Annotated in this window: 12 protein-coding genes; 5 read left to right on the plus strand and 7 right to left on the minus strand. The window is 74.6% G+C overall.

Annotated elements, in window-relative coordinates:
- The first annotated feature begins 115 nt into the window (after positions 1–115).
- Positions 116–2,020: an ABC transporter ATP-binding protein gene (locus ABT006_RS06260; protein WP_466021987.1), complete on the plus strand. Its 1,905-nt coding sequence runs from the start codon at positions 116–118 to the stop codon at positions 2,018–2,020.
- Between the two features lie 74 nt (positions 2,021–2,094).
- On the opposite strand, the gene thrS is transcribed toward ABT006_RS06260, so the two are convergent.
- Positions 2,095–3,312, minus strand: a complete 1,218-nt coding sequence (thrS, locus tag ABT006_RS06265; protein WP_350703499.1) for a threonine--tRNA ligase — start codon at positions 3,310–3,312, stop codon at positions 2,095–2,097.
- 547 nt (positions 3,313–3,859) lie between these two features.
- Here thrS and ABT006_RS06270 point away from each other — a divergent pair.
- Both ABT006_RS06270 and ABT006_RS06275 read left to right on the plus strand, forming a co-directional pair.
- Positions 3,860–4,510, plus strand: a complete 651-nt coding sequence (locus ABT006_RS06270) for a DedA family protein (protein ID WP_350703501.1) — start codon at positions 3,860–3,862, stop codon at positions 4,508–4,510.
- Between the two features lie 90 nt (positions 4,511–4,600).
- The gene (locus ABT006_RS06275) at positions 4,601–5,248 is read left to right on the plus strand and encodes a DUF998 domain-containing protein (RefSeq protein ID WP_350703503.1); all 648 of its coding nucleotides are present in this window, start codon (positions 4,601–4,603) and stop codon (positions 5,246–5,248) included.
- Here ABT006_RS06275 and ABT006_RS06280 read toward each other — a convergent pair.
- The gene (locus tag ABT006_RS06280) at positions 5,226–6,629 is read right to left on the minus strand and encodes an NAD(P)H-quinone dehydrogenase (protein ID WP_350703505.1); all 1,404 of its coding nucleotides are present in this window, start codon (positions 6,627–6,629) and stop codon (positions 5,226–5,228) included. The genes ABT006_RS06275 and ABT006_RS06280 overlap by 23 nt on opposite strands.
- A gap of 106 nt (positions 6,630–6,735) precedes the next feature.
- Here ABT006_RS06280 and ABT006_RS06285 point away from each other — a divergent pair, with 106 nt between their 5' ends.
- A complete protein-coding gene (locus ABT006_RS06285) occupies positions 6,736–7,191 on the plus strand; it encodes a gamma-glutamylcyclotransferase (protein ID WP_350703507.1) in 456 nt (151 codons plus the stop codon).
- 91 nt (positions 7,192–7,282) lie between these two features.
- Here the strand turns inward: ABT006_RS06285 and ABT006_RS06290 are convergent, their stop codons facing one another.
- The 4 genes from ABT006_RS06290 to ABT006_RS06305 all read right to left on the minus strand — a co-directional run bounded on the left by ABT006_RS06290 (position 7,283) and on the right by ABT006_RS06305 (position 10,731).
- Positions 7,283–8,245, minus strand: a complete 963-nt coding sequence (locus ABT006_RS06290) for a GNAT family N-acetyltransferase (RefSeq protein WP_350703509.1) — start codon at positions 8,243–8,245, stop codon at positions 7,283–7,285.
- 119 nt (positions 8,246–8,364) lie between these two features.
- Positions 8,365–9,108, minus strand: coding sequence for an SCO6745 family protein (locus ABT006_RS06295; protein ID WP_350703511.1), 744 nt, complete (start codon positions 9,106–9,108; stop codon positions 8,365–8,367).
- Positions 9,109–9,145: 37 nt separating this feature from the next.
- Positions 9,146–10,096 (minus strand): hypothetical protein, encoded by a 951-nt coding sequence (locus tag ABT006_RS06300; protein ID WP_350703513.1) that lies wholly within the window; start codon positions 10,094–10,096, stop codon positions 9,146–9,148.
- 5 nt (positions 10,097–10,101) lie between these two features.
- On the minus strand, positions 10,102–10,731 hold the full coding sequence (locus ABT006_RS06305) for an MBL fold metallo-hydrolase (protein ID WP_350703514.1): 630 nt from the start codon (positions 10,729–10,731) through the stop codon (positions 10,102–10,104).
- Between the two features lie 117 nt (positions 10,732–10,848).
- Between ABT006_RS06305 and ABT006_RS06310 the strand changes: the two genes are divergently transcribed.
- A complete protein-coding gene (locus tag ABT006_RS06310) occupies positions 10,849–11,826 on the plus strand; it encodes a DUF4349 domain-containing protein (RefSeq protein ID WP_350703515.1) in 978 nt (325 codons plus the stop codon).
- Here ABT006_RS06310 and ABT006_RS06315 read toward each other — a convergent pair.
- Positions 11,783–13,042, minus strand: a complete 1,260-nt coding sequence (locus ABT006_RS06315; protein ID WP_350685899.1) for an amidohydrolase — start codon at positions 13,040–13,042, stop codon at positions 11,783–11,785. The genes ABT006_RS06310 and ABT006_RS06315 overlap by 44 nt on opposite strands.
- Positions 13,043–13,648 lie beyond the last annotated feature (606 nt).

Genomic DNA, 13,648 nt, shown 5'->3' on the forward strand with positions numbered 1-13,648 from the left:
GCGAGGTGGCCGCGTGAGCGCCGTACCACAGCAGAAGCCGGCCGCCGACGCGCGGACGCCGAAGCGGCTGCCGAGCGGCGGGCAGCGTGGCGGCCCGCCGTGGGCGGGGGCCGGGATGCCCGCCGAGCGGTCGATGAACTTCGGGCCGTCGGCCCGGCGGCTGCTGCGCCGGCTGCGCCCGGACCGCCTCGCGCTCGTCGCGGTGATCGCGCTGGCGGTGGTCAGCGTCGGGCTGAGCGTGGTCGGGCCGAAGGTGCTCGGGCACGCCACCGACCTGATCTTCACCGGGGTGATCGGCCGGCAGCTGCCGGCGGGCACCACCGCCGACCAGGCGGTGGCCGCGGCCCGGGCGGCCGGCAACGACAGCTTCGCCGACATGCTCGCGCGGATGGACGTGGTGCCCGGCGTGGGCATCGACTTCGCCGCGCTGGCGCGGGTGCTGCTGCTGGCGCTCGGCCTCTACCTGGCGGCCAGCGCGCTGATGTGGTGGCAGGGCTGGCTGCTCACCGGCGTGGTGCAGCGGACCGTGCTGCGGCTGCGCGCCGACGTGGAGGACAAGCTCAACCGGCTGCCGCTGCCCTACTTCGACCGGCAGCCCCGCGGCGAGCTGCTCAGCCGGGTCACCAACGACATCGACAACATCTCGACCAGCCTCCAGCAGACCCTGAGCCAGTTGCTCACCTCGCTGCTCACCGTGGTCGGCGTGCTGGCCATGATGTTCTGGATCTCGCCGTTGCTGGCCCTGGTGGCGCTGGTCGCGGTGCCGGTGTCGGTCGTCGTCACCGGCGCGATCGCCAAGCGGTCGCAGGCGCAGTTCATCGCCCAGTGGACGCACACCGGCGAGCTGAACGGCCAGATCGAGGAGGCGTTCACCGGCCACGAGCTGGTCAAGGTCTTCGGCCGGCAGCGCGAGGTGGAGGCCGCCTTCACCGCCAAGAACGAGGAGCTGTTCCGGGCCAGCTTCGGCGCCCAGTTCGTCTCCGGGATCATCATGCCGGCGATGATGTTCGTCGGGAACCTCAGCTACGTGGCGATCGCCGTGGTCGGCGGCCTGCGGGTGGCGTCGGGGTCGATGAGCCTCGGCGACGTGCAGGCGTTCATCCAGTACTCCCGGCAGTTCACCCAGCCGCTCACCCAGGTCGCCTCGATGGCGAACCTGCTCCAGTCCGGGGTGGCCTCCGCCGAGCGGGTCTTCGCGGTGCTCGACGCCGAGGAGCAGAGCCCCGACCCGGCCGAGCCGGCCCGGGTGACCGACCCGCACGGCCGCGTCGAGTTCCAGCACGTCTCCTTCCGGTACGCCCCGGACAAGCCGCTGATCGAGGACCTGTCGCTGGTCGCCGAGCCCGGGCACACCGTCGCCATCGTCGGGCCGACCGGGGCCGGCAAGACCACCCTGGTCAACCTGGTCATGCGCTTCTACGAGCTGGACGCCGGCCGGATCACCCTGGACGGCGTGGACATCACCACGATGCGCCGCGACGACCTGCGCGGCCGGGTCGGGATGGTGCTCCAGGACACCTGGCTCTTCGGCGGCACCATCCGCGACAACATCGCCTACGGCCGGCCGGACGCGACCGAGGAGGAGATCCTGGCCGCGGCCCGGGCGACCTTCGTGGACCGGTTCGTGCGCAGCCTCCCCGACGGCTACGACACGGTGATCGACGAGGAGGGCAGCAACGTCAGCGCCGGCGAGAAGCAGCTCATCACCATCGCCCGGGCGTTCCTCGCCGAGCCGTCGCTGCTGATCCTGGACGAGGCGACCAGCTCCGTGGACACCCGCACCGAGGTGCTGCTCCAGCGGGCGATGGCCGCCCTGCGCTCGGACCGCACCAGCTTCGTCATCGCGCACCGGCTCTCCACCATCCGCGACGCCGACCTGATCCTGATGATGGAGGACGGCCGGATCGTGGAGCAGGGCACGCACGACGAACTGCTGGCCGCGCGGGGCGCGTACCACCGGCTGTACCGGTCGCAGTTCACCGCCGCCGCCCGGCCCGACCCCGAGCCCGCGTCGCTGTGACGGTGGTCGCCGTGACGACAGACCGCCCGGCCGCGACGAGCGGCCGGGCGACGGGGCCGGGGCCGGGCGGAGGCTCAGTGCGCCGGGAGGAGGGTCGCGCCGCGCCCGGCCACGACCGCGCCGATCAGCCGGAGGGCGTCGGCGGCGGGCATCGGGTCCAGGGCGCGGCCGCCGCGCAGGCGCAGCGAGACGTCGCCCTCGGCCGCCTCGCGGGGGCCGATCACGGCGGCGTACGGGACCCGGGCGCGGGCGGCGTCGCGGATGCGGGCACCCAGCGAGCCGGCCGACTCCACCTCGACCCGCAGCCCCGCCGCGAGCGCGTTCCGGGCGAGCCGGGCCGCCGCCCCGGCCTGGTCGTCCCCGACCGGCAACACGACCAGCTGCACCGGGGCGTACCAGGCGGGGAAGGCGCCCTCGTGCACCTCGATCAGGTACGCGAACAGCCGCTCCATGCTGCCGACGAGGCTGCGGTGCACCATCACCGGTCGACGCCGCCCCCCGGTCGGGTCGGTGTACGACAGGTCGAACCGCTCCGGCTTGTCGAAGTCGAGCTGGACGGTGGAGAGGGTGGACTCCCGCCCGGCGGCGTCCAACACCTGGATGTCGATCTTCGGCCCGTAGAACGCCGCCTCCCCCGGGGCCTCGGTGAACTCCACCCCGTCGAGCGCGGCGCGGAGCAGTTCCTCGGCCCGCGCCCACTGCTCGTCGTCCCCGACGTACTTCTCCCCCGGCCCCCGCAGCGACAGCCGGAACCCCGCCGGCCGTACGCCGAGCGCGGCGTGCGCCTCGCGGATCAGCCGGAGGATCTCCGCCACCTCCTCGCCCACCTGCTCCAAGGCGCAGAAGTTGTGCGCGTCGTTGAGCGAGATGGCCCGCACCCGGGACAGCCCGCCGAGCACCCCCGAGCGCTCGGCCCGGTACATGCCGCCCAGCTCGGCGATCCGCAGCGGCAGTTCCCGGTAGGAGCGGCCCCGGGCCCGGTAGACGAGGGCGTGGTGCGGGCAGAGCGCCGGGCGCAACACGAACTCGTCGTCGGCGGAGAGCCGCATCGGGGGGAACATGTCGTCGGCGAAGTAGCCGAGGTGGCCGGAGAGCTCGAACAGCTCCCGTTTGCCCAGCGGCGGGGTGTGCACGTGCCGGTAGCCGGCCCGGCGCTCCAGGTCGCGGACGTACTCCTCGACGGCGTGCCGGGCGGCGGCACCGGCCGGCAGCCAGAGCGGCAGTCCGGCGCCGGCCAGTGGGTCGGAGACGAACAGGTCCAGCTCCCGGCCGAGCCTGCGGTGGTCGATCATGTCGCGCTCCTTGATCGGGTACGACCCGGAAGCGACCCGGTCACCGGACGCCACGAGGCCCCGGGGCGGATCGCCCCGGGGCCTCGTCGACGGTCAGGTCAGTGCGGCGCGCCGGGGTCTCCCGGCGTCGTCGTCAGCACCGCACCGCTCATGCGGCGACGGTACGCCCGCCCGCGCGGGGGCGGCAGCCGGTTTTTCGCGGGCGGCGCGGCACCTCGCGCCCTGCCCGGGGTCGCGGGAGCGGACGGCCCGCGGAACGGGGGCGGGCCGCCGGCACGGGACCTGCCGGCGGCCCGCGGCGGCCCGGTCGTCGAGAACGGGGGACCCGACGGTGGTGGGGCCGCGCGCCGACAACGGTACGCCGACCGACGCCGATCCGCCGACCCTCGGCGGTACGCCGTCGCGTCACCTTCGCCGACGCCCGCTCGTTGGTCCCGGGTAGCCCTGCCGTGTCGGCGGTCACCACGAGCCAGGGCCGTGCCCGGTGACGCCGGACACGCCGTCAGGCTCGACACACCGATCGGCCCCATCCGGCGAGGTGGCAGTGGTGCCCGAACTACTCACTGAGGTCGCGTCGCCGACCTGGGCGTACCTCGCGCTGCTCGGGCTGCTGATCGCCGACGCCTTCGTCCCGGTGATCCCCACCCAGGTCGTCATGATCACCAGCGGCGCCCTGACCGTGTACGGCGGGCTGAACCTGCCGGTGACCATCGCCGTCGGCGCGCTCGGCGTCTTCGCCGGAGACCTCGCCTGCTACCTGCTCGGGCGGGGCGCACCCGACCGCCGGCCGCCGCGCGACGTCGCGCCGGGCCGGGCCCGACGGGTCGCCAGCCGGGTCACCCAGGGGCTGCGCCGGCCCGGCCCGCTCGTCATCCTGCTCTGCCGCTTCGTGCCGGGCGGCCGGATGGCGGCCTGCTTCTCGGCCGGCCGCAGCCGGTACCCGTACCGGCTGTTCCTGCTCTACGAGGGCCTGGCGGCGCTGGGCTGGGCGACGTACGGCGGGCTGGTCGGGCACCTGGGCGGGACGGCGCTGACCGAGTCGGCGTGGCGGCTGGCGGTGATCGCGGCGGTGGCGGCGGCCGGGTTCGCGGCGGCGGGCTGGGCCATGACCGTCGTCGGCGCCCGGCGGGCGGCCGGGCCGGATCCGGCGGTGCCGGTCGTCGTCGGGGCGCGGGCGGACGTTCCCGGGGCGGACTGACCCACCCCGGCCGCCTAGGGGTGGTCCCCGGGACCGATCTCGGTGGCCCGCCCGGATCCGTCTGGGGTCCCCGGCGGGACAGGCTGAGGCATGCCTGGTACCCGGAACAGTGGACTGCTGGCCCTCGGCGGGATCGCCGTGGCGGCGCTGCTCGCCGTGATCGGCCACGTCGAGGTGAACGACGACCTGGACCCCTGGGCACTGACCGTCAGCGACTTCGCGGTCTCCGACCGCGGCGGCATGATCGACGCGGCCATGGTCGTGCTCGCCGCGGCCACCGCCGTGCTCCTGCCCGCCCTGCGGCGCGCGCACCGCTCCCCCGCCGCCCGCCCGGGGCGGGCCGCCGAGCTGCTCCTGGCCGCCTGGATCGGCGGGCTGCTGCTGGCCGCGGTCGTGCCGACGAACGAGCCCGGCCTGCCCATGGACACCGCCGCCTACGTCCACCGGTACGCCTCGGTGGTCGCCTTCCTGGCGCTGCCGCTCGCCGGCTGGCTGCTCGCGGCCCGGCTGCCGGCCGTCGCCCGCGCGGTCCGCGGGCTCACCCTGGTCAGCCTGGCCCTCGCCGCGGCGATGGTCTGGTCGGCCTACCCGGGCGACCGGCTGCTGCTCGGGCTGGTCGAGCGGCTGCTGATCCTCGCCGAGGTCGCCGTGCTCGCCGTCGTCGCGGTCACCCTGCTCCGCCGGTCGCCCACGGCCGACCTCCCGGGCGGCCGGGTCACTCCAGCTCGTGGAGCATGAGCTGGCGGGCGGCCTCGGTGACCGAGCCGGACAGGCTCGGGTAGATCGTGATGGTCTGGGCCAGCTCGTTGACCGTGAGGTTGTTCTCCACCGCCATGGTGATCGGCAGGATCAGCTCGCTCGCCTTCGGCGCCACCACCACGCCGCCGATCACCTGGCCGCTCGCCGGTCGGCAGAAGAGCTTGACGAAGCCGTCGGCGAGGCCGTCCATCTTCGCGCGGGCGTTGCCGTCCAGCGGCAGCATGACCTGCCGGGCCGGCACCTTGCCCGCGTCGACCTCGTCCTGCGAGACGCCGACGGTGGCCAGCTCCGGGTCGGTGAACACGTTCGCCGCGACGGTACGCAGCCGCAGCGGCCGGACGGCCTCGCCGAGCGCGTGCCACATCGCGATCCGGCCCTGCATGGCGGCGACGCTGGCCAGCGGCAGCACGCCGGTGCAGTCGCCGGCGGCGTAGATGCCGGGCACGTTGGTGCGGGAGACCCGGTCGACGGTGACGTACCCGCCCCGGGCCAGCTCGACGCCGTACTCGGCCAGGCCCAGGTCGGCGGTGTTGGGGATCGAGCCGACCGCGATCAGCGCGTGCGAGCCGGACACCTTCCGGCCGTCGGAGAGCTCGACCTCCACCCCGTCGGCGGTGCGGCGCACGGCGTCGGCCCGGGAGTTGTTCAGGATGCTCATGCCCCGGTTGCGGAAGACCCGCTCGATGGCCATCGCCGCGTCGGCGTCCTCGTGCGGCATCACCCGGTCGCGGCTGGAGACCAGGGTCACCTGGACGCCCATCGCGAGGTAGGCGCTGGCGAACTCGGCGCCCGTGACGCCGGAACCGACCACGACCAGGTGCTCGGGCAGCTCCGGCAGGTCGTACACCTGGCGCCAGGTCAGGATGCGCTCGCCGTCGGGTACGGCGGTGGGCAGTTGGCGCGGGGTGGCGCCGGTGGCGATCAGCACGGTCGACGCGTCGATCGCCTGTTCCCCGCCGCCGTCGGCCGGGGTGACGACCACGCGGTGGGTGTGGCCGAGCGTGTCCTCGCCGAGCCGGGCGGTGCCCGCGACGAAGGTCACCCCCGCCTTGACCAGCTTGGCGTGGATGTCGGCGGACTGGGCCAGCGCGAGGCGCTTGACCCGCTCGTGCACCGCCCGGGCGTCGACGGTGACGGCCTCCAGCCCGTCGGAGTGCACCCCGAACTCCTCGGTGTCCCGGTAGCCGGTCACCACCTCGGAGCTGGCGATGAAGGTCTTCGACGGGACGCAGTCGGAGAGCACGCAGGCCCCGCCGGCGCCCTCGGCCTCGACGACGGTGACGTCGGCGTCAAGCTGCGCGGCGACCAGGGCGGCCTCGTAGCCCGCCGGTCCGCCGCCGATGATCACGATCCGGCTCACAGCGCTCGCCCTTCGTCAGTGCTCACAGTGACTTTCTTCTCCCGAACGCGTCCGACACGCACCGTCGTATTCTCCCCCACCCGGCGGGCGGGCTATCGTCATCGCCGTGCGTCATTACGCCGCCTACGGCTCAAACCTCGACCCCGCCCGCATGCGCGCCTACTGCCCGCATTCGCCGATGGTGGGCACCGGCTGGCTGGAAGGCTGGCGGCTCACCTTCGCGGGCGAGGACGTGATCGGCTGGGAGGGCGCGGTCAGCACCGTCGTCGAGTCCCCCGGCGACCGGGTGTTCGTGGCGCTCTACGACATCCACCCCTACGACGCCGCCCAGCTCGACGAGATCGAGGGGGTGACCGCCGGCACGTACCGCAAGCTGCACGTGCGCGTCTCCACCCTCGACGGGGACGTGACCGCGTGGGTCTACGTCTTCGACGGCTACGAGGGCGGCCTGCCCACCTCGTGGTACCTGTCGGAGATCGCGAACGCCGCCGAGAAGGCGGGCGCGCCGGACGACTACGTCACCGATCTGCGGTCCCGCCCCACCGGCACCGCGTCTGCCTGACGCGGCTCGTCGGCCCAGCGCGTTTCCCACGGCCCCCAGTCTGCTACCGGGCGGACCGTCGCCACGATCCGGCCCCGGCCGGGGTCGTCAATCACACACCCGTGGCGGGAACGACCAACTCGTACATGTCGGTCCAGCGCACCTCGCGCAGCCCCACGGAGCGGTAGAGCGTGACCGGGGCGGTCGGGTTGGTCAGGTCCACGCCCAGCCCGGCGGACTCCCGGCCCTTGGTGGAATAGACGGTGAAGGCCCGCCACAGCAGCGCCGCCCCCACCCCCCGCCGCCGGTACGCCGGCAGCACCGACAGGCTGCGTACGAAGCCCTCGTTCTGCTCCAGCGCCTGGTCCGAGGACTGGAGCACGCCGGCCCGTACCCCGTCGACCTCGGCGACGAACCACTCGTCCCAGGTGGTGCCGTGCTGGGCGACCTGCTGCCGCCAGCGGTCGAACCCGACCGGCTCGTAGTCCGGAGTGTCCCGGAACGCGATGTCGAAGATCCGGTGGAACTCGCGCAGGTCGGCCTCGTCGTCGCCGCGCAGCGGGCGGACGGTCACCCCGGGCGGGGGCGGCGGCTCGGCGGGCAGCCCGGCCAGCGGCCGGCGCATCCGCACGTACCGCTTGGCGAGGGTGAACCCGGCCTCGGCCAGCTCCGCCGCCCAACGCGTCTCGGGGGCGAAACCGGCGGTGCGGACGGTCATCGCCGGCACACCCCGCTCGGCGGCGCGTTCGGCGACGCGGTCGAGCTGCCGGGCGAGCAGCGGCGCACGCACGTCGGCGCCGCGCTCCGGGTCCACGTACACCTCGACGAACTCGCGCCCCACGCCGGTCGGGTTGTCCAGCGTCGCCCAGGCCACGACCACGCCCTCCGGGTCGGTGACCAGCCACGAGTCGCGCGCCGGGTCGAAGAACGGCGCGGTCAGCGCGGCCGTGACGTCCTCGGCGTCGAAGTCGGGGTAGCCGACGGCGAAGGTGTCGGCGGCGTGCACCACGGCCAGGATCGCCGGGACGTCGTCCAGGGTGGGGCGGCGGGCGTGCCAGCCGGCGGGGAGAGTCACGGGGGCGATCCTGACAGGCGGGGCGCCGGAACGCCGCCGAATTTCGCGCGGCCCCAGGTCACGCCGGCCGGGCGCCGGGCGTCGGCCCGTACCGGTCCGGGGTGCGGGCGGAACCGGGCTCAGCCCCGGCCCGCCAGGTGGGCCCGGGTCGCGAAGAGCAGGTCCACCAGCTCGGCGCCGTCCGCCGGGCCGAGTGCCGCGAACGCCGGCGAGACCAACCGGTCGGTCACCGCTTCGGCCCAGAGGCGCCGCCGGACCAGCGGCCCGACCGGCGGGTACGGCGGTTGCCAGCCGCAGGCCACCGCGCCCGCCTCCCCCTCCGGCCCGGCGAGCACGGCCTCCAGCGGAGTCATCCCGCCGGCCCGGACGGCGAGCAGGTACGCCCCGGCGAAGTGCTCCCGGAGCAGGCGCAGGCCGACGGCCGCCCGGGCGCCGGCGGTGCGCTCCGGCACCGGCATCGCCCGCCACGCGGCGAAGAGCGGCATGCCGCTGGCGTCCGCCGCCTCGACGGCCCGGCCGAGCAGCGCCGCGAGCCGACCCGCCCCGGGGAGGGCGTCGAGGTGCTCGTCGCCCCAGCGGCAGCACTCGGCGAGGGTGGCGGCGGCCACCTCGACCGGCCGGACGGTGCGCAGGGCCGCGTCCCATCCGTCGGCGACCGCGTCGGGAGCGAGGAAGCCGAGGGCGGCGGCGACCGTCTCGGCCCGGACGTCCCCGAGGGCGCCGGCCCGGCCGGTGACGTAGAACGCCCAGCCGGAGATCCCGAGCAGCCGGGCCCGGCGCAGGGTGGCCGGGCAGCGGGTGAACGCGTCACCGAGTTCGAGCACCACGGGCTTGCTGGCCGCGGCGACCTGCTCCGGCGTCATCCGTCCGTTCCCGGGTCGACCCGTCCCTCCACGGGGGTCAGTCTGCCGCGTCGTCGCCCGGCTCGGCATCCCCCTCTTCGGCGTCGAGGGCCTCGACCGCCGCCTCGACCTCGCCGGCGCGGCGGCGGGCGGCGGTGGCCGTCCGTTCCGCCCCGCGGCGGGCGAGCTTCGCCCGGCTCAGGTCCTGCTCGGCGACGGCCCGCCGCCGCTCCAGCTCGGCCAGCTCCGCCTCGATCGCGTCCAGGGCGGCGGCGCCGTCGCGCTCGGCCGCCGTCGCGTCGGCCAGCTCCGCCTCGGCCCGTTCCTGGTCGGTACGCGCCTTCGCCAGCTCCTTCTCCAGCGCCCGCCGCCGGCGGGCCCGTTCCGCCCGGGCCGCTCGTTCCGCCTGCTCGGCGCGGAGGGCGGCCCGGTCGGCGCCGGCCTTCCGCTTCCCGGCCGGCTCGGGCCGGGGCTCCGGTTCCGGCTCCTCGCCGCCGGTCACCAGGCGCAACTGCGGGCGGGGAACCTCCCCGAACCCGGCGTAGTTGGCGGCCCGCAGCAGCCGGCCGGAGCGGACCTGCTCGGCGACCTCGGTGTCGGAGAGCGCGGCGTTGAGGGTGCCCTCCACCTCGGCCAGCGGCAGCTTCCCGGCCGACGGCGCCCCCTCGGCCTCGGCCGCCAGCTTGCGCACCTCGGCGACGAGCGCGCCGACCACCGCCCGCCGCTGGGCGGACAGCTCCCGCAGCCGGGGCCCGCGCAGTTCGCGCTGGGCGGACCGCAGCGCCTCGGCGAGCTGGGCCAGGTCGGCGACCAGCTCGGGGCGGCGGATGGCGAGCAGGTTGACCAGCCAGGCGGCCACGGTGGGGCGACGCAGCCGGGCGATCTCCCGGGCGGTCTTCGGGTCGCCGGCCCGGCGCGCCTCGGCGGCGGCCTCGTCGCGGATCGCGACGAACCGGTCCGGCGGGGTGGTGTAGAGCCGGTGCAGCAGCTCTCGGGGCGGGCCGGGCATCGCCGTCAGGCGTCGATTCGCGTGCCCGGTTCGAGCCGGCGGTAGTCGACCTCGGAGAGCCGGGTGAAGTTGCTGTTCAGGACGCCGAGCCCGTGGTCGTTGAGCAGCCCGTCGTGCAGCGCGTACGCCCGGCGCGGGGCGACGGCGCGGAGGAAGTCCAACGACTCGGAGAACTTCGTCCACGGGGCGTGGATCGGCAGGAAGAGCGTGTCGACCTGCACGTCCTCCGGGACGACCAGGCTGTCCCCGGGGTGGTAGACCACGTCGCCGATCAGATAGGCCAGGTTGTCCACCACCGGGATGTCGGGGTGGATCACGGCGTGCCGGCCGCCGTAGGCGCGTACCGGCACCCCGGCGGCCGTGAACGACTGTCCGGGCTGGACCGGGTCGAGCGCCTCGGCCGCGTCGCCCAGGGTGCCGGCGAGGGCGGCCGGGCCGTGGATGCGGAACGGACGCCGGTCGAGCTGCCGGGTGACCGCCTCGACGTGCACGTGGTCGGGATGCTCGTGGGTGATCAGCACCGCGTCCGCCCCGTCGAGCGCCGCGGGCTCGCTGAACACGCCCGGATCGACGACGAGCACTCCCCCGTCGTGCTCCACCCGGACGCAGGAGTGGGCGTACTTGGTGATGTGCATCGTGACTCCAAGATTATCGAATCGTGATGTCCTGAGCGCAGTCTGCCGGAACCGGCGTGTTGGCGCGCCGCGTCTGACGTATCGCCCCACACGGGGGCGAGGACGAGGGGAGCCGGGATGGACGGACGGGAACGACGGCGTCGGGGCGTACGGCTGACGGCCGCCGCGCTGGTCGCGCTGCTGGGGTTGGCGGCCTGCGGCAGCGGCGACTCGGGCGGGAGCAACGACTCGGCCGTCAGCGCGCCGCAGGCCGCCCCGGCGGACAAGGGCCGGGCCGGCGGCGGGGCGGACCAGGGCGGCGGGCAGGCCGAGCAGGGCGGCGGCGCGGGCGCGCCGGACCTGCGGGTCGACCAGCGGTCCATCATCTACACCGGCACGATGCGGGTGAAGGTGGACGATGTGGACGCCGCCGCGCGGAGCGCGATCGCCACCGTGACGGCAGCCGGCGGCTTCGTCGGCGGCGACCGGCGGCGCAGCGCCGATGCCGACGCGACGGCACAGCTGGAGCTGCGGGTGCCAGCGGCGAAGTTCTACGGGGTCGTCGACGAGTTGGCGAAGCTGGGCCGGCAGGAGCGGCGGGAGATCGACACCGAGGACGTCACCGAGCAGATGGTCGACCTGGACGCCCGGATCACCACCCAGCGCGCCCGGGTGGAGAGCGCCCGGCGGCTGCTGGCCCGGGCCACCACGATCACGGACCTGGTGTCGCTGGAGAACGAGCTGTCCCGCCGGGAGGCCGACCTGGCCTCGCTGGAGGCGAAGAAGGAGCGGTTGACGGACCTGACCAGCCTGTCCACGATCACCGTGTCGCTGGTCGGGCCGGACGTCAGCACCACCGACGAGGAGACCGAGATCGGCTTCCTGGTCGGGCTCAAGGGCGGCTGGACGGTCTTCCTCACCTCGATGACCGTCCTGCTGACCGTGCTGGGCGCGGTGCTGCCGTGGCTGCTGGTGTTCGGCGTACCGCTGGCGGTGCTGTTGGTGGTGCTGCGCCGGCGGCGGCGCAGGGGCCCGCCGCCGGTGACGCCGGCCGGGCCGGCGGCGCCGCTGCCTACCGCGCCGCCGCCAGTGCCCGCAGCGCGGTCTGGACCATGAGCCGCACGCCGACCGGGATGGCCCGCTCGTCGACGTCGAACGAGGCGCGGTGCAGGTCCACGTTCGGGCCGGAGCGGCCCACGCCGAGCCGGGCGAGCGCGCCGGGGACGTACTCCAGGTACCAGGAGAAGTCCTCGCCGCCCATGCTCTGCGGGGTCTCGGCGATGCCCTCCGGCCCGAGCGCGGCGGCGGTGGCGGCGGTCAGGATCTGGATCGCCCGCGAGTCGTTGCTGACCGGGGGGCGACCGCGCAGGTATTCCAGGTCGACGGTGGCCCCGGTCGGCGCGATGACGTCGCGGACGACCTGACCCACGATCTTGGGGGCCAGCTCCCAGGTGTCGCGGTCCATCACCCGCAGGGTGCCGGAGGCGCACGCCTCGGAGGGGATGACGTTGTAACGGGTGCCGGCCGAGGCGTGGCCGAACACCAGCAGCAGCCCGCTGTTGGCCGGCACCCGGCGGCTGACCAGGGCCGGCACCTCGGTGATCAGGCGGCCCAGCGCGTCGACCAGGTCGACGGTCAGGTGCGGTCGGGCGGTGTGCCCGCCGGGGCCGGTGAGCCGGACGGTGACGTTGTCGGCGGCGGCGGTGATCGGGCCGACCCGCAGGCCGACCTTGCCGACCGGCTGGTTCGGGTCGCAGTGCAGCGCGAAGATCTGCACCACGTCGTCGAGGCCGCCGGCCTCGATGACCTCCAGCGAGCCACAGGGCAGGATCTCCTCGGCCGGCTGGAAGATCAGCCGGACCCGGCCGGGCAGCTCGCCGAGGTCGGCGAGCTGCGCCAGCAGCATGCCGACGCCGAGCATGACGGTGGTGTGCACGTCGTGGCCGCAGGCGTGGCAGACGCCGTCCACGGTGGAGCGGTACGGCACGTCCTTCGAATCGGTCAGCGGCAGCGCGTCGATGTCGGCGCGCAGCGCGACCACCGGGCCGTCGGGGCGGCCGTCGATGTCGCAGATGACCCCGTTGCCCTTGGGGAGCAGTCGCGGGCTCAGCCCCGCCAGGGACAGCTCCCGGGCGATCAGGGCGGCCGTCTCGAACTCCTCGCCGGAGAGTTCCGGATGCGAGTGGAGGTGACGGCGGGTGGCGATCAGCCCGGGCACCCGGAGGGCGAGCAGGTGGTCCAGCTCGAACGGCAGGGGCTGGGACCCGGACGGCGCCTCCGGCCAGGACGACGCCAGCTGGCTGCCGGTCGGCAGCGTCAACGCACTCGTCACGTCGAATTCTCGTTCACTAGAGATGGATGGATCATCAGGAACAGCAGACAGCCTAGACCTCCGGCGGTGACGCTGCGCAACGTCGTTCCGGTGATGATCAGAGCGCGCAGCGTCACGAATGCCCTGCTGGGAGCGTTCGTAGATCTGCGGGACAGCAGGTAGATCGCGTTCGAACGCCGTCATCTGCCCCACACCTCCTACACCGCGTAACCGACCCGGTCGTCACCAAATCGACGCCGATCTCGGGAGCCGTCGTTCCGAATTGTCGCATTAGTCGGTCCGGTGAACTGACACTCCGACAATTACGCGACCGCTGTCGGCGGCGAGGCTCCGAAGACGGTCACACGACCGAGCACGGAACGACCGCACACCGTGTGCGTCCGGGTCCACCCCGTCGGGATACCCCCGAACCCCTCCGGCAACCGCCGTGACCGGTGGGCCACGCCGCCCCGCCGTACGCGGAAGCCCCTCCGGCGGCGTCGCCGGGCCTGCTCCCGCGGTCTGCGTCGCCGATCGGCGACGGGAACTGACTCTGACTGTAGCGCTCGCCCGGCATGCGGTGCGACCTGCGAAAACGCTCCGACCGACCGGCCTGCGGGATCCGCC

Source organism: Micromonospora sp. NPDC002717 (assembly GCF_040295705.1).
GTDB lineage: Bacteria > Actinomycetota > Actinomycetes > Mycobacteriales > Micromonosporaceae > Micromonospora.

Coding starts and splice junctions, on each gene's coding strand:
- ABT006_RS06275 (WP_350703503.1), top strand. CDS start 4,601: ATGCCTGGTACCCGGAACAGTGGACTGCTGGCCCTCGGCGGGATCGCC.
- ABT006_RS06310 (WP_350703515.1), top strand. CDS start 10,849: ATGGACGGACGGGAACGACGGCGTCGGGGCGTACGGCTGACGGCCGCC.
- ABT006_RS06305 (WP_350703514.1), bottom strand. CDS start 10,731: ATGCACATCACCAAGTACGCCCACTCCTGCGTCCGGGTGGAGCACGAC.
- ABT006_RS06295 (WP_350703511.1), bottom strand. CDS start 9,108: ATGACGCCGGAGCAGGTCGCCGCGGCCAGCAAGCCCGTGGTGCTCGAA.
- ABT006_RS06260 (WP_466021987.1), top strand. CDS start 116: ATGCCCGCCGAGCGGTCGATGAACTTCGGGCCGTCGGCCCGGCGGCTG.
- ABT006_RS06300 (WP_350703513.1), bottom strand. CDS start 10,096: ATGCCCGGCCCGCCCCGAGAGCTGCTGCACCGGCTCTACACCACCCCG.
- thrS (WP_350703499.1), bottom strand. CDS start 3,312: ATGATCGACCACCGCAGGCTCGGCCGGGAGCTGGACCTGTTCGTCTCC.